Source organism: Sphaerotilus sp. (assembly GCF_013299175.1).
Taxonomy (GTDB): Bacteria; Pseudomonadota; Gammaproteobacteria; order Burkholderiales; family Burkholderiaceae_C; genus Sphaerotilus.
In genome coordinates, this window is sequence record NZ_JAAFKF010000043.1 from 1 (window position 1) to 18916 (window position 18916).

At 68.8% G+C, this 18916-nt stretch carries 18 protein-coding genes; 5 read left to right on the plus strand and 13 right to left on the minus strand.

The window, feature by feature from the left end:
• Positions 1-2: 2 nt before the first annotated feature.
• Positions 3-698 carry a glutathione S-transferase gene (locus tag QZW52_RS09390; protein WP_293997771.1) on the minus strand — a complete coding sequence of 232 codons (696 nt, stop codon included), beginning with the start codon at positions 696-698 and terminating at the stop codon, positions 3-5.
• A gap of 79 nt (positions 699-777) precedes the next feature.
• On the opposite strand from QZW52_RS09390, the gene QZW52_RS09395 reads away from it, so the two are divergent.
• Positions 778-1545, plus strand: coding sequence for a 16S rRNA (uracil(1498)-N(3))-methyltransferase (locus QZW52_RS09395; RefSeq protein WP_293997773.1), 768 nt, complete (start codon positions 778-780; stop codon positions 1543-1545).
• Here the strand turns inward: QZW52_RS09395 and QZW52_RS09400 are convergent.
• The 3 genes from QZW52_RS09400 to QZW52_RS09410 all read right to left on the minus strand — a co-directional run bounded on the left by QZW52_RS09400 (position 1517) and on the right by QZW52_RS09410 (position 4263).
• The gene (locus tag QZW52_RS09400) at positions 1517-1825 is read right to left on the minus strand and encodes a hypothetical protein (protein ID WP_293997775.1); all 309 of its coding nucleotides are present in this window, start codon (positions 1823-1825) and stop codon (positions 1517-1519) included. The two genes, QZW52_RS09395 and QZW52_RS09400, sit on opposite strands and share 29 nt — an antisense overlap.
• A gap of 99 nt (positions 1826-1924) precedes the next feature.
• Positions 1925-2827 (minus strand): recombination-associated protein RdgC, encoded by a 903-nt coding sequence (locus tag QZW52_RS09405; RefSeq protein ID WP_293997777.1) that lies wholly within the window; start codon positions 2825-2827, stop codon positions 1925-1927.
• 215 nt (positions 2828-3042) lie between these two features.
• Complete coding sequence (locus QZW52_RS09410) at positions 3043-4263, minus strand: hypothetical protein (RefSeq protein ID WP_293997778.1); 1221 nt, start codon at positions 4261-4263, stop codon at positions 3043-3045.
• A 296-nt stretch (positions 4264-4559) separates the two neighbouring features.
• Here QZW52_RS09410 and QZW52_RS09415 point away from each other — a divergent pair, with 296 nt between their 5' ends.
• Positions 4560-6431, plus strand: coding sequence for a phosphoenolpyruvate carboxykinase (GTP) (locus tag QZW52_RS09415; RefSeq protein WP_293997779.1), 1872 nt, complete (start codon positions 4560-4562; stop codon positions 6429-6431).
• Between the two features lie 30 nt (positions 6432-6461).
• On the opposite strand, the gene QZW52_RS09420 is transcribed toward QZW52_RS09415, so the two are convergent.
• From QZW52_RS09420 to def, 7 genes are all read right to left on the minus strand, one after another.
• The gene (locus QZW52_RS09420) at positions 6462-7895 is read right to left on the minus strand and encodes a TonB C-terminal domain-containing protein (protein WP_293997780.1); all 1434 of its coding nucleotides are present in this window, start codon (positions 7893-7895) and stop codon (positions 6462-6464) included.
• A 42-nt stretch (positions 7896-7937) separates the two neighbouring features.
• Positions 7938-9131, minus strand: a complete 1194-nt coding sequence (locus QZW52_RS09425) for a phosphoglycerate kinase (protein WP_293997781.1) — start codon at positions 9129-9131, stop codon at positions 7938-7940.
• 45 nt (positions 9132-9176) lie between these two features.
• Positions 9177-9506 carry an AzlD domain-containing protein gene (locus tag QZW52_RS09430; protein ID WP_293997782.1) on the minus strand — a complete coding sequence of 110 codons (330 nt, stop codon included), beginning with the start codon at positions 9504-9506 and terminating at the stop codon, positions 9177-9179.
• Positions 9503-10267, minus strand: coding sequence for an AzlC family ABC transporter permease (locus QZW52_RS09435; protein ID WP_434738300.1), 765 nt, complete (start codon positions 10265-10267; stop codon positions 9503-9505). The genes QZW52_RS09430 and QZW52_RS09435 overlap by 4 nt, the downstream gene beginning before the upstream one ends.
• A gap of 26 nt (positions 10268-10293) precedes the next feature.
• Positions 10294-10674: a hypothetical protein gene (locus tag QZW52_RS09440; RefSeq protein ID WP_293997783.1), complete on the minus strand. Its 381-nt coding sequence runs from the start codon at positions 10672-10674 to the stop codon at positions 10294-10296.
• Between the two features lie 82 nt (positions 10675-10756).
• Positions 10757-11710 carry a methionyl-tRNA formyltransferase gene (fmt, locus tag QZW52_RS09445; protein WP_293997813.1) on the minus strand — a complete coding sequence of 318 codons (954 nt, stop codon included), beginning with the start codon at positions 11708-11710 and terminating at the stop codon, positions 10757-10759.
• Positions 11711-11721: 11 nt separating this feature from the next.
• On the minus strand, positions 11722-12237 hold the full coding sequence (gene def / locus QZW52_RS09450; protein WP_293997784.1) for a peptide deformylase: 516 nt from the start codon (positions 12235-12237) through the stop codon (positions 11722-11724).
• A gap of 129 nt (positions 12238-12366) precedes the next feature.
• Here def and QZW52_RS09455 point away from each other — a divergent pair, with 129 nt between their 5' ends.
• The 3 genes from QZW52_RS09455 (at position 12367) to QZW52_RS09465 (ending at position 15212) form a co-directional block, all read left to right on the plus strand.
• A complete protein-coding gene (locus QZW52_RS09455; RefSeq protein WP_434738303.1) occupies positions 12367-13545 on the plus strand; it encodes a LysM peptidoglycan-binding domain-containing protein in 1179 nt (392 codons plus the stop codon).
• Positions 13542-14687, plus strand: a complete 1146-nt coding sequence (gene dprA, locus QZW52_RS09460) for a DNA-processing protein DprA (RefSeq protein WP_434738301.1) — start codon at positions 13542-13544, stop codon at positions 14685-14687. Before QZW52_RS09455 ends, dprA begins: the two co-directional genes overlap by 4 nt.
• A 75-nt stretch (positions 14688-14762) precedes the next feature.
• Positions 14763-15212: a Smg family protein gene (locus tag QZW52_RS09465; protein WP_293997787.1), complete on the plus strand. Its 450-nt coding sequence runs from the start codon at positions 14763-14765 to the stop codon at positions 15210-15212.
• Positions 15213-15223: 11 nt separating this feature from the next.
• On the opposite strand, the gene QZW52_RS09470 is transcribed toward QZW52_RS09465, so the two are convergent.
• Entirely contained in the window at positions 15224-17770 is a 2547-nt protein-coding gene (locus QZW52_RS09470) for a DUF1631 family protein (RefSeq protein WP_293997788.1), read from the minus strand.
• 99 nt (positions 17771-17869) lie between these two features.
• Positions 17870-18913, minus strand: coding sequence for a protein translocase subunit SecF (gene secF / locus QZW52_RS09475; RefSeq protein ID WP_293997789.1), 1044 nt, complete (start codon positions 18911-18913; stop codon positions 17870-17872).
• Between the last annotated feature and the right edge of the window lie 3 nt (positions 18914-18916).

The window sequence follows — 18916 nt, forward strand, 5'->3', positions numbered from 1 at the left end:
GGTCAGGCCGGCACCTTGCCCATGGCCGCCAGTTGTGCCGCACGCTGCTGGTCGGCCTTGCGGTCGGCGGCGACCTTCTGCGCAGTCGGGCGCTGTTCGATCAGCTTGACGTAGCCCTTCCAGTCCACGCCCTGCGCGGCCAGCAGATCCTCGCCGCAGACCAGTTTCGTGGACATTGCCACCAGCGGCAGGTGCGCCACCGCCGTGCAGTCGGCCAGCGTGAAGGTGTCGCCCGCCACGTAGGGGGCGAACCGCGCCAGCCGCTTGAAGGCCGCGATGTTCTGCTCCAGTTGCCCGCGCGCCTTGGCGATCGTGCCCTCGGACACCTTGCCGCCGAAGAACGCCTGCGCATACAGCATGCGCGCCACCAGCTCCAGGTGGATGTCCATGAACAGCGACAGCTCGCGCACCTTGGCCGCCGCGAAGGGATCGGCCGGCACCAGCGGCACCTCGGGATGGGCGGCTTCGAGGTAATCGACGATGACCGCGCTCTCGCACAGCGCACCGTGCGGCGTCACCAGATACGGCAGCTTGCCCAGCGGCGAGTTCACCAGCACCGACTCGCCCCCGCGCGGCAGCACCTCCACCTCCTCGAACGCCAGCCCCTTCTCCAGCAGGACCAGCTTGACCTTGTTGTAGTAGTTGGACAGGGCAAAACCGTGCAGGCGCAGGACAGGAGCGTCGGGGGTCGTGGTCATCGGGAGTCTCCGGGTTGTGTGCCGGCACTCTAGCGCCCACCTCGCCCACGGGCAGTAACAGCGGCGACAATCGCGCCCTATGCCCGCCCGCCTCTACCTGGATGCGCCCCTGAGCGCCGACACCGAACTCGCCCTGCCCGCCGGGGCCGCCCGCCATGTCCAGGTGCTGCGCCTGCAGCCGGGCGAGGGGGTCACGCTCTTCAACGGCCAGGGCGGCGAGTGGCAGGCGGAGATCCTGCGCATGGGCCGCCAGTCGGTCGAGGTGCGGGTGACGGCACACGATCCGGTCGAGCGCGAGCTGCCGGTCGCCGTGACGCTGGTGGCGGGGATGCCGGCCAATGACCGCTTCGACTGGCTGATCGAGAAGGCCACCGAGCTGGGCGTGGCGGCGATCGAGCCGGTGGTGTGCGAGCGGTCGGTGCTGCGCCTGTCGGGCGAGCGGGCCGAGCGCAAGCGGGAGCACTGGCAGGCCGTCGCCATCGCCGCCGCCGAGCAGAGTGGCCGCACCCGCGTGCCGGTGATCGCCCCGGTCCGCACGCTGGTGCAGGCGGTGGCACAGGGGGCGGCCGATCTGGGGAGCGCGCACTGGCTGCTGAGTCTGGCCGACGCCGTTCCGATGGCACGCCTGGCAGCGCAAGGGGCCGCGGCCGGGCGGGTGCGGGTCTACAGCGGCCCGGAAGGCGGGTTCAGTGCGGCCGAGGAAGGGCTGGTGCGCGGGATCGGCGCCCATGCGGTCAGTCTGGGGCAACGGGTGCTGCGGTCGGAAACCGCGCCGCTGGCCGTGCTGGCCGCCCTGGGGCTGGGACTGGGCCTGGGCGTCACGCCACCCAGCGACCGGGCGAGCTGAAACGCGAACGTCCGCGCGGCAGCTCGGGCGGCCCCAGCGGCGCGGCGGTGCTGTCACGCACCTCGGCCAGCTCGGCACGCTCCACCAGTTCGCGCACAAACGTCCAGATCACCGGGTCCAGTTCCACCGACCCCAGCTCGCCCGTGCGCTTGAGCCAATCGTCCAGCCGACGCCGAGACGCTCCGAGGCGGCGCGCGAACTGGTCGGCGTCCATGTCGAGGCGCTGCATCGCTTCCAGCAGAAACGCTTGTTGGGTCTTGGGTTTTCTGTGTAGGGACATGGGCGGGATCCAGAACTGCAAATTCAGTCTAACGTCTGGGGCCTGCCGCGCGTGCAGTTCAACCGAAGTTGTTGCAACGCGAAGCAACAGACCCGCACCCTACATTACAACTGCATGCTCCCCGCCCAATGCCTCGATCAGCGCCACCAAGGCACGGGCAAGCTCCGCCGTGACAATGGCAACATCGGCGTCAAACCGCTCTTCGGCGCTGCCTTGCGCGTCCAGAACGCCGTCCAGGAACTCGATCTTGCGCAACTGCATCCCTTCGGTCAGCACGAAGGCGACACGGCCATTCCAGGTCATGGCCAGCCGGGTGGGCATTTTCCCCTGCGTGATGTGCAGGCGCACCTCGTCGATGTCGAGCGGATGGCGTGCGTAACGCACCACTGATTTCATCTCGTCGCTGGACTTCAGCTCGCATTCCCGATCGACCGTGAAATCGGCCGCCGGCTCGCCCGTGAGCAGCCAGTCGGCCATCACCGCGGCGGGCGACTCCTCGGTGTGCAGCGCCTGCACGGACACGCCCGCGAGCGCCTTGACCAGCAGCGTCACCACCTCGTCGGCGCGGCCCGGACTGCTGGTGTCGAGCACCACGAAGCCGCTGTCCGGCGACACCCACACATTCACCGCCGACCGCTTGGTGAACGCCATCGGCAGCAGCTCCAGCGTCGCCTGCTCCTTCAGCTCCTTGGTCTGGCGGCGGCCGGGCTTGCGGCCGGTGGTGCGCTCGACCTCGGCGGCGATCTCGTCGATGCGGCGCTTGACCACCGCGCCCGGCAACACCCGCTGCTCGATCTGCAGCCGCATCAGCCACTGACCGCGCACCGTCTCGGCCAGCGGCCCGTCGGCCGGCCCGCGCGGCGGCACCCAGCCGGCCGACTGCTCCTGCGTCGCGCCGCATTCGGCGAAACGGCCCTGGTCGAGACCGGCCTCGATCTCGTCGAACGTGGCCGACCAGCCCGGCGCGAGGCGAAACACCGTCAGATTCTTGAACGTGAACACGCGGATTCTTCCTTCACCAAAACCGCCAACGATAGCCTTGATTGGTCGGCAGATGGATCAGCGGCCCGAAAACCGTGTACGCCGCGGCGCCGTGGCCGACGGCAGCGCGGTATTTCACGCAATGGTGATGGCGGCCGGGCGTGTCCGGTACCCCGTGGTGCTTCAGCCAGAACGCGCAATCGGCCCCACAGCACCGGCGCCGCGAACCCCGCTCGTCACAGCGGCTTGACGCGCTTCCAACTGAACGGGCCGAACGCCTCGGTGCCGTTTTCCGCGTTGGCAGCGGGGTCGATCGTCAGCTTCAGATACTCCAGCGGCGTGGTGCTCCCATGCACCGTGATGCGGCGGAAATTGGGCACGCTGTAGCCGTGGGGCTGGTTCTCGTAGGCGTCCACCTTGCCGTTGCCGAAGGCCACCGGCACCGTCGCGGCAGAGCAGGCCACGGCCGCAGCACCCGACGACGGCTCGATCGCGCAGGCCGAACCGGGCTGGAGCGGGTTGTCGGTGCGGAAGACGTGCGAGTCACCGTTGAACAGCAGCACGGGCTTGCCGAAACCAGCGGCATTCGTGGCGATCTTGTCGATGAACTGCTTGTATTCGTGGATGTGGTTCTGGCCTGCGGCATTGGCCGTGAACACGCCGTCCAGATCCCACAGGTCGGCCTGGAGCTGGATCACCACGCCGATGGCGCCATTGGCGGCAGCGGCCTTGAACGCCGCGTCGAGCCAGCGTTTGTTGGCGGCCGAGCGGGTGGCGATTTCCTGCGCCTGGGCGGCGCTCGCAGTCGGGGCGCCGTACCAGACATCGTTGTCGTTGTTGGAGCCGCCGGGCACGTTCAAGGTCAGGAACAGCACCTTGGACTTCATCCACCAGACGTTCTCGACGTAGGCGGCATCGGCCGGGTAGGCTGCGTCGAACTCCTTGGCCTGGGTATGGACATCCACCGCAACGCCAGCGGTCTTGCCCGGCGTGGGGAAGAAGATCGAGCGCACGAGCTGCAGGTTGGCGATCGGATCACCGCCCACGTAGCTCAGCAGGTTGCCAGCGGCGTCCTTGAGCAGGCTGATGGCACCGGCCGTGTAGGAGCCGCCGCCTTGCTTGACCTTGTGGCAATCCGCCCATTCGTTGTCGCCAGGGGTGTAGACCACCGGGAACTTGAAGGTGCTCCACTGCGCCGCGATCGTGCGGTCGTAGGCTTCGGTGCAGTACTCCTTGCCGGAGTGGATGTCGCCGACATGCAGCACGACCGACGCGTCGGCATCGGCGTTCAGCGCCGCGATGAAGGCGGGGTGGGCCTTGAGCTGGGCATCGTCGGTAGGGCCGGTGCCGTAGGGCACATCGCCAACCACGACCACCACGGCCTTCGGCTCGACCGGCTCCGCGGTGGAACCTCCGCCACAGGCCGCAAGCGCGGAGGTCAGCAACAAAGCGGCCATGGGCCAGGTGGAGCGGCGCATCGAGGGCATCCCGGTGGATTGAACACCGGGCCGAGTATCGGATTCGACAGTGACAAATTGACGGGCGCCACGGACGGCGGCGTTCTGGTGCAAGCGTCACGGATGTGCGGGATTCGGGGATCGATAGGCTGAATGCAGCAGTACGTCATGCAAAAAACGCATGTAACCACGGCGTAATCGGCCGATGCCCCCGCCTACACTGACCGCGGGGGCATCCCGAAAGCCGCGCAGCGCACGGTTTTCGAGATGCCTTTTTTCAACCTAGGAGCCTCCCGATGAACCAACCCCTGATGGCCGGCGTACACGTCAACGCCCCCGCATTCGTCAAGAACGCCAAGCTGATCGCCTGGGTCGCCGAGATCGCCGCGCTGACGCAGCCCGCCAGCATCTACTGGTGCGATGGCAGCGTCGAAGAGTACGACCGCCTGTGCCAGCAGCTCGTGGACGGCGGCACCTTCCAGAAGCTCAACCCCGCCAAACGTCCGAACAGCTACCTCGCCTGGTCCGACCCGAGCGACGTGGCCCGCGTCGAGGACCGCACCTACATCTGCTCGGCCGCCAAGGAAGACGCCGGCCCGACCAACAACTGGATGGCCCCGGCCGAGATGCGCGCGCTGCTGCAGACCGGCGACACGCCGCTGTTCCAGGGCAGCATGCAAGGCCGCACGATGTACGTCGTGCCCTTCTCGATGGGCCCGCTCGGCTCGCCGATCGCCCACATCGGCATCGAACTCTCGGACAGCCCCTACGTGGCGGTCAACATGCGGATCATGACCCGCATGGGCAAGGCGGTGTACGACGTGCTGGGCGTGGACGGCGACTTCGTGCCCTGTGTCCACACGGTCGGCGCACCGCTGGAAGCCGGTCAGGCCGACGTGAGCTGGCCGTGCAACAAGACCAAGTACATCGTCCACTACCCCGAGACGCGCGAGATCTGGTCGTATGGCTCGGGCTACGGCGGCAACGCGCTGCTGGGCAAGAAGTGCTTCGCGCTGCGCATCGCCTCGACCATGGGCCGCGACCAGGGCTGGCTGGCCGAGCACATGCTGATCCTGGGCGTGACCTCCCCCGAAGGCAAGAAGAGCCACGTTGCCGCCGCGTTCCCGAGCGCCTGCGGCAAGACCAACTTCGCGATGCTGATCCCGCCGGCGGAGCTGGGCGACTGGAAGGTCACGACGATCGGCGACGACATCGCGTGGATCAAGCCGGTGGACGGTCAACTGCGCGCCATCAACCCGGAAGCGGGTTACTTCGGCGTCGCCCCGGGCACCAACCACAAGACCAACCCGAACTGCATGGCGTCGCTGGACAAGGACGTGATCTTCACCAACGTCGCGCTGACCGATGACGGCGACGTGTGGTGGGAAGGCATGACCGACACGCTGCCGAGCCACCTGATCGACTGGCAGGGCCAGGACTGGACGCCGGACACCGCCCGCGGCGCCGATGGCAAGCTGCGCCCCGCCGCGCACCCGAACGCCCGCTTCACCGTGGCCGCCACCAACAACCCGGCGCTCGACCCCGAGTGGGACAACCCGGCCGGTGTGGCGATCGACGCCTTCATCTTCGGTGGCCGCCGCTCGACCACCGTGCCGCTGGCGACCGAAGCCCGCAACTGGATCGAAGGCGTCTACATGGCCGCGACGATGGGGTCGGAGACGACGGCCGCCGCTGCCGGCCAGATGGGCGTCGTGCGCCGTGACCCGTTCGCGATGCTGCCGTTCATGGGCTACAACATGAGCGACTACTTCCAGCACTGGCTGGACGTGGGCGCCAAGCTCGAAGCCGCAGGCGGCAAGCTGCCGGCGATCTACTGCGTCAACTGGTTCCGCAAGGGCGCGGACGGCAAGTTCGTCTGGCCGGGTTATGGCGACAACGCCCGCGTGATGCAGTGGATGCTGGGCCGCATCGAGGGCAAGGCAGGCGGCTCGGAACACCTCTTCGGCATCAGCCCGAACTATGGTGATCTGAACTGGTCGGGACTCGATTTCAGCGAAGCGCAGTTCCAGAGCGTCATCGGCATCGACCGTGGCGCCTGGGTGCAAGAGATGGCGCTGCACGGCGAGCTGTTCACGCAACTGGCGCACCACCTGCCGGTCGAGCTGACGGCGACGAAGGCGGCGATCGAGGCCAAGCTGCACGCTTGAGCCTGCGGCGCCGCGGTGCTGCGCTGCGGGTCAGTGCAGCCGGACGGCGCCGTCGAAGTGCCAGGTCCGGCGGATCTCGACCACGTCGAACTCGCGGGCCAGTGCGGGCGGAAACGCCGGGTAGGGCCGCTGGCTCTCGATGATGCGCCGGATGGTGGCATCGACTTCGGGCACGCCGCTGGAGACCGAAAACTCCACCGACTCCACGGACCCGTCGCTGCGCAGGGCCACGACCACCGTGGGCGGCGTGTGGGGGCGCTTGGCCGCGTCGCGCACCATGTCGGGCGCGGCGTTGAGGTGGATCTTCGACGCCCATGCCTGCGCGTACTCGACGAGTTCGGCGTTCGGGTTGGTGTGGCCCCATAACCGGATGCGGCGGGCGGTGCTCAGCGACAGCGGGAGCGTGCTGGACGCGCGCGCGGTGTCGCGCCGGGCGTTTTCCTCGTCAAGCTGGCGCCCGATGGCCCGGAGCAGGGCTTCTCGTTTCGCCACCGCTGCAGCCGCCGCCGCAGCCGCCTCCTGCGCGGCCTGGGCACGCGTGGCCTCCTGCTGTGCGGCGGCCTTGCGGGCGGTTTCCTGGCGTTCGGCCTCCAGCCTGGCCACCTCGGCGCGGGCGGCGGTCTGGCGCGCGGCTTCGGCGGTCTGGCGCGCGGCTTCTTGTCGCTGCGCCTCCAGTTGGGCCGCGGCGGCTTGTCGGGCGGACTCCTGGCGCTCGGCGTCCAGGCGTGCGGTCTCGGCTCGGGCAGTGGCCTGGCGGGCGGCTTCCTGACGCTGCGCCTCCTGCGCGGTTTCGCGCGCAGCCAAGGCCACGGGATCAGGACTCGACGCACCAGACTCGACCGCGGTGGTCGCTGCCGGTGCCACGGCCGCCGGCACGACCGGCGTGGGCACGTCAGAGGGTGCCGCGGTGAGGACGGCGGGTTTCGGGCTTGGCACAGGCACAGGCACAGGCACAGGCACAGGCACGGACACGGGCACGGACACGGGCACGGGCACGGGCACAGGAGGCGGCGGTGCCGGCGCACGCTCGGGCACATCCACGACCACCGGGCTGCGCGGGCGCGGTGCAGGTGGCGCAGGTGGCGCAGCAGGTGGTGCGGGGGGCACTGGGGCCGGAGCGTTGGCTGGCGGGGGCCGGATCGACGCCCGCTGCACCGGCACCGCGGCCGTTGGGGCCACGGATTCGGCAGATGCGGCAGGCAACGGGGCGAGCACCACCTGCACATCTGGCACCTGGACCCGCCGCGCCTGCCAAGGCAAGACGAAGCCTGCAGGCCCCTGGCCCTCGCCGCCGACCAACTGGCTCAGCAGCAGCGCATGGACCAGGACAGACGCCACCAGCGCGCCATTGAACGACTTGCGTTCACGGCGGGTACGCTGGATCAGCGACGGCCGCAGCCTCAAGGCGCGCGGGGGTCGTGTCGGCGCCGCGGCTGAGTGGTTCGGGTTCCGCTGGTGGGTCATGGACCCGATTCTCGGGGATCCAGGCGCAATGCCTGCCAGAGATCAGCCCGCCGCCCGCTTCGCCAGAATCTCGAACGCCGGCAACGTCTTCCCCTCCAGCACTTCGAGGAACGCCCCGCCGCCGGTCGAGATGTAGCCCACATCCTTTTCGATCCCGTACTTGGCGATCGCCGCCAGCGTGTCGCCCCCGCCCGCGATCGAGAACGCCGCGCTCTCGGCCACCGCGCGGGCAACCGTTTCCGTGCCGTGCGAGAAGGCGTCGAACTCGAACACGCCGACCGGGCCGTTCCACACGATGGTGCCGGCCGCCTTGAGCTGCGCGGCCAGGATGGCCGCGGTCTGCGGGCCGATGTCGAGGATCAGGTCGTCGTCGGCCACGTCGGTCGCGGCCTTGACGGTCGCTTCAGCTGTCGGCGAGAAGGTCTTGGCACAGACCACGTCCACGGGGATCGGCACTGCCGCCCCACGCGCCTTCATCGCCTCGATCACGGCCACGGCTTCGGCGATCAGGTCCGGCTCGGCCAGCGACTTGCCGATCTTCAGCCCTGCCGCCAGCATGAAGGTGTTGGCGATGCCGCCGCCGACGATCAGGCCATCCACGTTGGCCGACAGCGCCTTCAGGATGGTCAGCTTGGTGCTCACCTTCGAGCCGGCGACGATCGCCACCAGCGGGCGCTTCGGGTTGGCCAGCGCCTTGGAAATCGCGTCGATCTCGGCCGCCAGCAGCGGGCCGGCGCAGGCGACCTTGGCGTACTGGGCGATGCCGTAGGTGCTGGCCTCGGCGCGGTGGGCGGTGCCGAAGGCGTCATGCACGAACACGTCGCACAGCGCGGCCATCTTCTGCGCCAGCTCGGCGTTGTTCTTCTTCTCGCCCTTGTTCAGGCGGCAGTTTTCCAGCATCACGAGCTGGCCCGGCGCCACGTCCACGCCGTCCACCCAGTGGGCGACGACCGGGATCTCGCGGCCCATCAGCTCGCCCATGCGTGCAGCGACCGGCGCCAGCGAGTCGGCGGGCTTGAACTCGCCTTCGGTCGGACGGCCCAGGTGCGACGTGACCATCACGGCAGCGCCAGCCTTCAGCGCCATCTCGATGCAGGGGATCGAGGCGCGGATGCGGGTGTCTTCGGTGATGTGGCCAGCGTCGTCCTGCGGGACGTTCAGGTCAGCGCGGATGAACACGCGCTGGCCGCTGATCTTGCCGGCGGTGATCAGGTCTTGGAGGCGAAGGACGTTCATGTGGATAACTCCGTGATGTGAAAAAAGGGGGAATAGTGCGGGGCGCTACCAGCCCAGGCCGATGCGCAGCGGCAGGAACACCGCCATGCCCACCACGATGGTGCCGAGGATGCCGCGCTTCCAGAAATAGTAGGCCAGACCGACCGCCGCCCCGAGCAGCCGCGCATCCGCCAGCGTTCCGATCAGCACGCCGCGGGTCAGCAGCACCTCCGGCACGACGATGGCGACCAGCGCAGCCAGCGGCGCGTACTTCAGCGCCCGCTTGGCCCAGGCGGGAATCGGCACCTCCTCGCGCGGCAGCATCAGCAGGCTGCGCGTCAGCACCGTGACCAGCGCCAGTCCGACGATGGTGAGGGCAGCGTCCCAGGTGTTCATGGCGCGGCCCTCCGCAGACCGCTGCGGCCCGGCCACTCCATCAGCAACCCAGCCGACACGGCAGCCGCCACCGCGACGACGATGTGCAGCTTGTACGGCAGCGCAAACGCCGCCACCGCCGCCAGCCCCGCCACCGCCGCGCACACCCACGTCGCCCGGTCCACCAGCAGCGAGCAGGTCAGCCCGATCAGCGCCAGCGTGCCTGCAAACCCCAGGCCCCATTGCGGCGGGATCACGTCGGCCAGCACGATGCCCACGATCGACGGGATCTGCCAGCCGATCCAGACCACCACGGCACCGCTGACGAAGTATTCAACCTGGCCAGGGCGTGGCTCCGGCTCGGGCCATGCCTTCACGAACAGGGCATAGTTGATGTCGGCGGCCAGGTAGGTGAGCGCCACGCGCCGGCCACGCGAGAGGTGCCCGAAGTACCAGCGCCACTGCGCGCTGTAGATGACGAAGCGCAGGTTGACGATGCAGGCCGTCAGCAGCACGACCCAGATCGGCGCCCCGGTGGCGATCAGCGGCAGCGAGGCGAGCTGCGAGGAGCCGGCGAACACCGTCAGCGACATCAGCAGCGCCAGCCACGGGTCCAGCCCGCTCTTGACCATCGCCACGCCGGTGACAAGGCCCCACGCCGCCATGCCCGGCACCATCGGCAGCATGTCGCGCACGCCCCGCTGCCCTTCAGGGTGCAGGAAGACGTGGCGCAGGCGCTGGGTCAGCGTGACAGAAAGCGGTGCGGTGCCGGGACGTGACATCCCGGCATTCTCCCATCGCGAACAGGTCAGTGGGCTGACTTGGCGTGGGCCTTGACCGGGGTGTCCTTGGGCTCGTCGATGATTTCATCGGCCGCCTTTTTCTTCGCCGCCGCATCGGCACGCGGGATGCTGGGGGCGATTCCGTCGAGCTTGTTCTCGCGCATGTACTCGTCCATCTCGCGCCAGCCGGTGTAGACCGCCGCCTTGTCCGCCTTGGGGTTGAGGGTGTAGCAGTCCTCGATGGCGCGCATGGCGTGGCGGCAGGCGCTGCCGACGGCCTTGGCGTCGGCTTCGGTGCGGGCGTGGATGGCACTCGTGGACTCGATGCCGAGCTGGTCACAGCCCGCCAGCGAGCCGGCGGCAATCAGGGCGAAGGCGATGGCATTGGCAAGGGCGGGATGGCGCATGGCTGAACTCGGGGTGTCGTCCCCTGCGCTATCGTCGTCCAGGAGCGCGACTTGAGCCGCCCACCCCTCGGCCGCGTCCCCGTCAGCCGAGCAACTCGCCGACGCCGATCCCCCAGCTCCGCAGCACATCGCGCACCGGCTGGCGCCGTCCACCCGGCCGCTGCAGGCTGCCCAGCGCGAGCGCCCCCGTGCCGCAGGCGACAACGATGCGATCGCCTTCGACCGACAGCACCGTGCCGGGGGTGCCCTGCCCGTTCATGGCGTCGGCCTGCCAGACCTTGACCACCTCGCCAGTGCGGCGGAGGCTGAAGCTCGCGCCAGGAAATGGGTCGAACGCCCGCACGCGCCGCGCCAGCACCTCGGCGGGCAGCGTCCAGTCGAGTGCGGCTTCCTTCTTGTCGATCTTGTGGGCGTAGGTGACACCCTCGGCGGGCTGCGGCGTGGCGGTCAAACCGCCGCGTGCGGCAAGCGCCAGCGCATCCACGATCCACCGGCCGCCGAGCGTGGCGAGCCGGTCGTGCAGGGTGGCGGTGGTGTCGTCCGGGCGGATCGGCTCGGGGGCGACCAGCAGCATGTCCCCCGTGTCCAGCCCCGCGTCCATCTGCATGAGGGTGATGCCGGTCTCGGCATCGCCGGCTTCGATGGCGCGGTGGATCGGCGCCGCCCCGCGCCAGCGCGGCAGCAGCGAGCCGTGGATGTTCAGGCAACCCAGGCGCGGCAGGTCCAGCACCCACTGCGGCAGGATCAGCCCGTAAGCGGCAACCACCAGCACATCGAGCTGCGCCGCCTGCAGCGCCTCGCGGGCGGCAGCAGCCTCGGCCGGATAACGGCCGTCGAGCTTCAGGCTGGTCGGCTGTGACACGGGCAGGCCGTGCGTCAGCGCGCATTGCTTGACCGCCGAGGGCTGCAGCTTCATGCCGCGGCCCGCGGGACGGTCGGGCTGCGTCAGCACCAGCGGGACGGTGTGGCCCGCCGCCAGGATCGCCGCCAGCGCCTCGGCCGCGAACTCCGGCGTGCCCGCGAAGCCGACGCGCAACACGGCGTCCGTCATGCCTCGTCCTCGTCTTCGCGCAGGCGCTTGACCATCTTGCTGCGGATGCGGTTGCGCTTGAGCGGCGAGAGGTACTCGACGAAGACCTTGCCCATCAGGTGGTCCATCTCGTGCTGCACGCAGACGGCCAGCAGCCCTTCCGCCTCGAACTCGTAAGTCTGGCCGTCCCGGTTCGTGGCCCGCACCGCCACGGTGGCGTAGCGTTCGACCTTGTCGTAGATGCTCGGAACCGACAGACAGCCCTCGTCGCTGAACACACGCTCCTCGCTGTGCGCGATGATGGCGGGATTGATCAAAACGAGCTGGTCGGACTTGTCCTCCGAAGCGTCGATCACAATCAGCCGTTCATGCACATCGACCTGCGTGGCGGCCAGACCGATGCCGCGGGACTTGTACATCGTCTCGAACATGTCGTCGATCAGCCGGCGCAGCCGGTCATCGACGGTCGCCACCGGTTTGGCGATCTTGTTCAGGCGGACATCGGGGTAGCGAAGGATGGTCAGCAGGCTCATGTTCGGAGGCAACGTCCTGGGCACCACGGCCGATTTCGTTGCAGCATCAAGGGTTTAGGGGCAGAATTTATGCGATTGATTGAAGAGTTTCGCGCGGGCCGGACTGGTCGGCGCACGGAGATGCGCTCGATGATCCTGTGCCACGGCCAGCTTGCTCCCCTGCAGCGCGCAAGCGCCAGGGCCGCAAGCCTCCTGACCCTCGCCATGCTCGGCCTGTCCCTCTCGGCGGCCCATGCATTCCCCGATTATCCAATCACCGGCGCCCAGCGGGGCACGGCGCAGAAAGTCGCTGAAGCCGGTGTGCCCTTGTCCGAGCTGGCACCCAACGCCCCCGACAGCTACACCATCAAGCGCGGCGACACGCTGTGGGACATCTCCAAGCTCTTCCTGCGCAGCCCGTGGCGCTGGCCCGAGCTGTGGGGGATGAACCTGCAGGACATCCGCAACCCGCACCTGATCTACCCTGGCCAGGTGCTGACGCTGGTCAAAAGCGGCGGTCGTGCGCGGCTGGTGGTCGGTGACGGCAGCGGCGGCACGGTCAAGCTCTCGCCGCGCGTGCGTGCCGAGGACGCCAACCTCGGCGCGATCGCCTCGATCCCGCTGCACCTGATCGAGCCGTTCCTGAACGATGCGGTGGTGCTCGACAACGACACCCTCGCCCGCGCGCCGCGCATCGTCGCAGGCCGCGAAGGGCGTGTGCTGCTCAGCCGGGGCGACACCGCCTACGTGCGCGGCGACCTGCCGGCCACGCGCGACTGGCGCATCTTCCGCGAGGCCCGACCGCTGCGCGATCCGTCCAGCGGCGAGGTGCTCGGCCACGAAGCGGCGTTCGTCGGCAACGCCGAATACGTGCGCGCCGGCGAGACCCGCACGGATGCCCAAGGCGCGCCCGAGATCGTGCCGGCCACCTTCCTGCTGAACACGCTGCGCCAGGAGGCCAGCATCGGCGACCGCATCGCGCAGGCCCCCCTGCGCGACAACCGCAACTACGTGCCCCACGCGCCGAGCAAGCCGATCGAGGGGCGCATCGTGTCGATCTATGGCGATGGTCTGTCCGCCGGACAGAACCAGATCGTGGCCCTCAACCGTGGCGAGCGTGACGGGATGGAGCGCGGCCATGTGCTGTCGGTGCTGCGCACGGGCGAGCGGATGCAGGACCGGGCCGATCCGCTGAAGACCACGCTGAAACTGCCGGACGAGGCCCATGGCCAGCTCTTCGTCTTCCGGGTGTTCGAGCGGGTGTCCTACGCGCTGATCCTGAGCGCAGAAACCTCGGTGCGTCCTGGCGACCGCTTCACGCCGCCGTGACGGTGGCCGGTCTCCACACCGCCGCGCTGGCCCGCGACGAACTCGCGGCGTGGCTGCGCTTGCTGGAAACGCCCGGCATCGGCCGCCAGCGCGCACGGCGGCTCCTGCTGGCGTTCGGCGGGCCGCGCGAGCTCTTCGAGGCGTCGCCAGCGGCGTGGCGCGAGGCGCTCGACGGCCACAAGGTCAGCGAGGCGTTGGCACATCCACCCGAAGGCCACGACGCGCTGGTGGAGCGCACGGCGCAGTGGCTGCAGCAACCCGGCTGTCACCTGCTGGTGCTGGGTGATCCGGTGTTTCCGCGGCCCTGGATGGAGCTGGTCGATCCGCCGCTGGTGCTGCACGCGCGGGGTCGGCTGGAACTGCTGGGCATCGACGCGCTGGCCATCGTCGGCAGCCGCCACCCGACGCCGCAAGGCGCCGACAACGCCTTCCAGTTCGCGGCGGCGCTGAGCGAAGCGGGGATGGTGGTCGTGTCCGGGCTGGCACAAGGCATCGATGGGGCCGCGCACGAAGGCGCACTGAGCGGCCCCTCCGGCACCATCGCCCTCGTCGGCACCGGGCTGGACCGGGTCTATCCGCGCCAGCACCACGCACTCGCCGGACGCATCGCCACCGAAGGGCTGATGCTGTCCGAACACGTCCTCGGCACACCACCGCTGGCCCCGCATTTCCCGCAGCGCAACCGCCTGATCGCCGGCCTGGGCCGCGGCACGCTGGTGGTCGAGGCGGCGCTGCAGTCCGGTTCGCTCATCACGGCGCGGCTGGCGATGGAGTGCGGGCGCGAGGTGTTCGCCATCCCCGGCTCCATCCACAGCCCGCAGGTCAAGGGCTGCCACAAGCTGATCAAGGACGGGGCCAAGCTGGTCGAGACCACGCAGGACATCCTGGACGAGCTGCACTGGGGCACCACCACCCGCGTGGCCGCAGGTTTGCCCACGGCCGCCATCCAGACCCGCCTGGACGACACGCCGGAAGACCCGCTGCTGGAGGCGATGGGCTGGACCGCCACCACGCTCGACACCCTGCAGGCCCGCACAGGATGGCCCACGGCGGAACTCAATGTCCGGCTGCTGGAGCTTGAGTTGTCGGGGCAGGTGGTGCGGCTGCCGGGCCAGTGGTTCCAGCGTCAAGCGAGCGCGTGACTCCATGCACGGGCACCACGGGCACGGCTCTGGCGTGTACCCGTGGACCATGGATCGCTCAGGTATAGTGGTTTCATGTTCGACGTGCTCGTTTATCTTTACGAAAACTATTGGCGACCCGACGCTTGTCCGGACCACGCCCAGCTTTCACGCAAGCTCACTTCCGTGGGCTTCGAGAGCGACGAGATCGAGGACGCCCTGAGCTGGCTGGACGGGCTGGCCAATGTGGCCGAGTCGCAGGCCAAGGCCCAGAGTCCGCTGTCCCTGCGCGTCTACACCCCGTCCGAGCAGGACCACCTGGGCATCGGATCGATTGCATTCCTGAGTTTTCTCGAATCGGCGGGCGTGCTGCCGGCGCCGATGCGCGAAATCGCCGTCGATCGCGCCATGGCCACCACCGGTGCGCTCGCGCTGGAGGATCTGAAGATCATCGTGCTGATGGTGTTCTGGAGCATCGGCGAGGAGCCGGATGCACTGATCCTCGACGAGCTGTTCGTCGATGCCGAGGACCGGCTGATCCACTGATCCGCAGCACCTCAGTGCAGCAGGCGTCCCGGATCGGCGTCGAGCTTCGCCAGTGCGTCGCGGGTGGCGCGCACGGTCAGCGACTCCTCCTCGACCGGCACCAGCAATCCCGCCTGCAGGAAGGCGGCCAGTCGGTGCTTCTGGAACAGGATGCCGCGCCCCTGCGGCGACACGAACAGGCTGAACTGCTTGCGTGAACCCTGCCAGGCGAGTTGCACCATGGCAATGGTGTCGCGGTAGTCCAGCCGGAACCAGCTCCCCACGCTCAGGTTGTGCGACCACGCGACCATGGCCGGCGTGGGCATCGAGCCACCCTCGGCCACCACCTCCAGATCCTTGGTTTCGTGGCCAGAGAGGTCGCGCACCATGGACTCGTCGATTTCCAGACCGTCCATGTCCGGCAGCATGTCCTCCAGCGTCTCCAGTTGCATCATCAGCTCGTTGAGGCGCTCGGTCGGGATGGTGGCGGTGCGGGCGGAGAACGCGGTCTGCAGGGCGTTGTTGATCGATTGCAGGTACTCGTCCTGCCGTGGCACCGGCACACCCGCGGACACCATGCCCTCGCGCAGCTTCTTCAGCAGCGGTGGCAGCCGCCGCAGCGCATCCGACCGCTCTTCCCGCGAGACCTTGGCACTGGCCAGCCAGATCAACTCGGCCGCCACCTTGTGCATGGCCTTGGTCGATTCGCTGGATTGGCCGGACTTGACCGCCGTCGTGGCCAGCACGTCCGCCCAGACGTGGAACAGGAATTCGCGCACCCCGTCGTGGACCGGCACCTCGTTGAGCATCTTGCGCAGCTCGATCGTGTACTGGATCGCCAGCGTCTCGCGCTGCTCGATCTGCTGGGCCAGCGACACGCCCTTGCTGGCCGCCAGGTGCGCGGACTTGAAGTAGTCCTCCAGGAAACGCTCGAACTCGGTCAGCACGGTCTGGAACACACGCCGGCCGGTATCCGGGTACGCCTCGACGACCTGCACCACGCGCTTGATCTCGCGCTCCATCGGCTCGTTCACGCCCGCGCTGCCGGCCTCGAAGCCCATCACGCAGGCGCCCATGCGGTCGATCAACTTGCGCGCCGGGTGGTCGATCGTGGCGAAGAAGTCCGGCTCGGCGATCGCCACGCGCAGCACCGGCATCTGCAACCGCGCGAACCACACCCGCACCATGGCCGGGATGCGCTCTTCGGTCAGCAGGCTCTGGAACATCAGCGCCACCACTTCGATGGTGGCGCGCTCGACCGGGGTGGTTGCGGCCTGCTTGAGGGCGGCCTTGCGGGCCTGCAGCTCCTGCAGCAAGCCCGGCGTGCTGACCGCCACGGATTGCGACAGCACCGGCACGTTGCCCGGGGCATCGCCACCACCGAAGCGGTGCCGCACGGCAGCCTCCACCTCATTGATCGCGGCACGCAGCCCCGGTGACGCGGGCGGGTGCGGCTGGGCGATGGTCGAACTGTAGAAATCCGGCACCTGCCGCGACACCAGCCGGTTCAGCCGTCCGAGCACCGCCTCGGCCTGCTCGACGCTGCGCAGCAGGCCGGGCGAGCGGGTCATCATGCGCGTCTCTTCCTGCACATCGCCTCGCCCGGTCAGGCCGGCTTCTGCACCCCCAGAGCCACCCGATCCGCCTGAGCCACCCGCACCACGGCCCAGACCTGCCATGGCGGTCGGCGCGTACTGGTGGGCGTTCTCGGGGGTCATGCCCTGGTAGCCACCGGTGCGGGGCGTGCGATTGGTCGGTGCGGGAAACCGCTCGCCGGGTGCGGCAGCGGCTGGCGCGGAGCCTGCGTTGGTGCCCGTACCACCGCCACCGCCACCGCCGCCACCGCCACCGCCACCGCCACCGCCACCGCCACCGCCACCACCGCCGCTTGCGGGTGCTGGCGTGGGTGCAGAAGGGGTGTCCCGGCTGCGCCGGATGAACTGGCGCAGGTTGACCTCCGGACACACGCCCTGGCCGATCAGCCAGCGGTTGGTTTCGTGGTAAGCCTCATGGACCAGCCCGGCAAACTCTTCGTGCAGCAGGGTCTGGACCAGCCGCCAGTGCTCGACCGACAGCCCCGCCGTGCGCCAACTGTCCACGGCGGCGCGGGCCAGCGCGTGCGGGCGCAGCACGTCGTGCGGGTCCAGCTCGTCACGCCGGTCGAGCGCCGACATGCGGTAACGCAGATCCGAAAACTCCCAGCTCGCCTTGTCCATCATGGACAGCGCCATGCGCGAGACGAGGATCTCCAGGTCGATCGTGGAATCGTCCACCAGCGCCAGCTCGCCCGCGCGGGTGGCGGTGGGGCGGGCGCCGTGGGCAGGCGCGGGGTGGCCGGCGAGCACGGCGGCCAGGTGCGCGGCAAACAGCTGCTGCCAACCTGCCGCGTGGCGCAGCAGGTCCGCCAGCAGATCGCGGCGCTTGAACATCAGATCCGGCGTGCCGACCTGGGTGCATTGCTCGCGCAGCCGGTCAATGACCGCGCGCACCGTGCGGCTCAAGGCACGGGAGACCTGATCGCAGTAAAGGCGACGGGCCTGCGCAGCAAGAACCGAGGACGGGGCAGCAGCGGAGGCCATGGGGTCGAACCGGATGCCGTGCGAACGGATCAGTAAATGAAAGAACCTTCTACTCTACACCAGCCCCGCGCAGCACCGAACCGTCCTGCGCCGAAGTCATCAGACAACCGCGCCCGAATTCGGGTCGTTCGGATCCTGGTCCTTGCGGGCACCACTGATGAGATCCTCGCGTTTGACCCCCAGCCACATCGCGATGGCCGCGGCCACGAACACCGACGAATAGATGCCGAACAGGATGCCGATCGTCAGCGCCAGCGCGAAGTAGTGCAGCGTCGGGCCACCGAGCAGCAGCATCGACAGCACCATCATCTGGGTGCAGCCGTGCGTGATGATGGTACGGCTCATGGTGCTGGTGATGGCGTGGTCGATGACCTCGGGCGTGGTCATCTTGCGGAACTTGCGGAAGGCCTCGCGGATCCGGTCGAAGATCACCACCGACTCGTTCACCGAGTAGCCCAGCACCGCCAGCACCGCCGCCAGCACCGACAGCGAGAACTCCCACTGAAAGAAAGCGAAGAAGCCCAGGATGATGATCACGTCGTGCAGGTTGGCGATGATCGCGGCGACGGCGAACTTCCACTCGAAGCGGATCGCCAGATAGATCATGATGCCGGCCACCACGAAGGCCAGCGCCTTCAAGCCGTCCTCGGCGAGTTCCTTGCCGACCTGCGGGCCGACGAACTCGCTGCGAGAGAGCTTGAGCGGCTCGGTCGCCGTGGCGCCAGAGCCGGCCTCGCAGGCTTGCCGGCTGATCGTCTCGCCCTTGGGCGTCGTGGCCTGCACTGGCTTGAGCAGCCCGCCCTCGGCCGCGCAAAGCTGGGCGTAGACGCGACCGACCACTTCGGACTGCTTCACGTCGCCCCGCAGCGGCAGGCGGATCAGCACGTCGCGCGAGGTACCGAACTTCTGCACCTGCACCTCGCCGAAGTGCATGGCCTCGACGGTCGCACGCACCTTGGCGATGTCGGCGCTCTGGGCGTATTCGGTCTCGATGACCGTGCCGCCCGTGAACTCGATCGACAGGTGCAGCCCGCGCGTGAACAGGAACAGCACCGCCAGCGCGAAGGTCAGGAACGAGATGGCATTGAAGACCAGCGCATGCCGCATGAACGGGATGTCGCGCTGGAGTCGGAAGAATTCCATGGC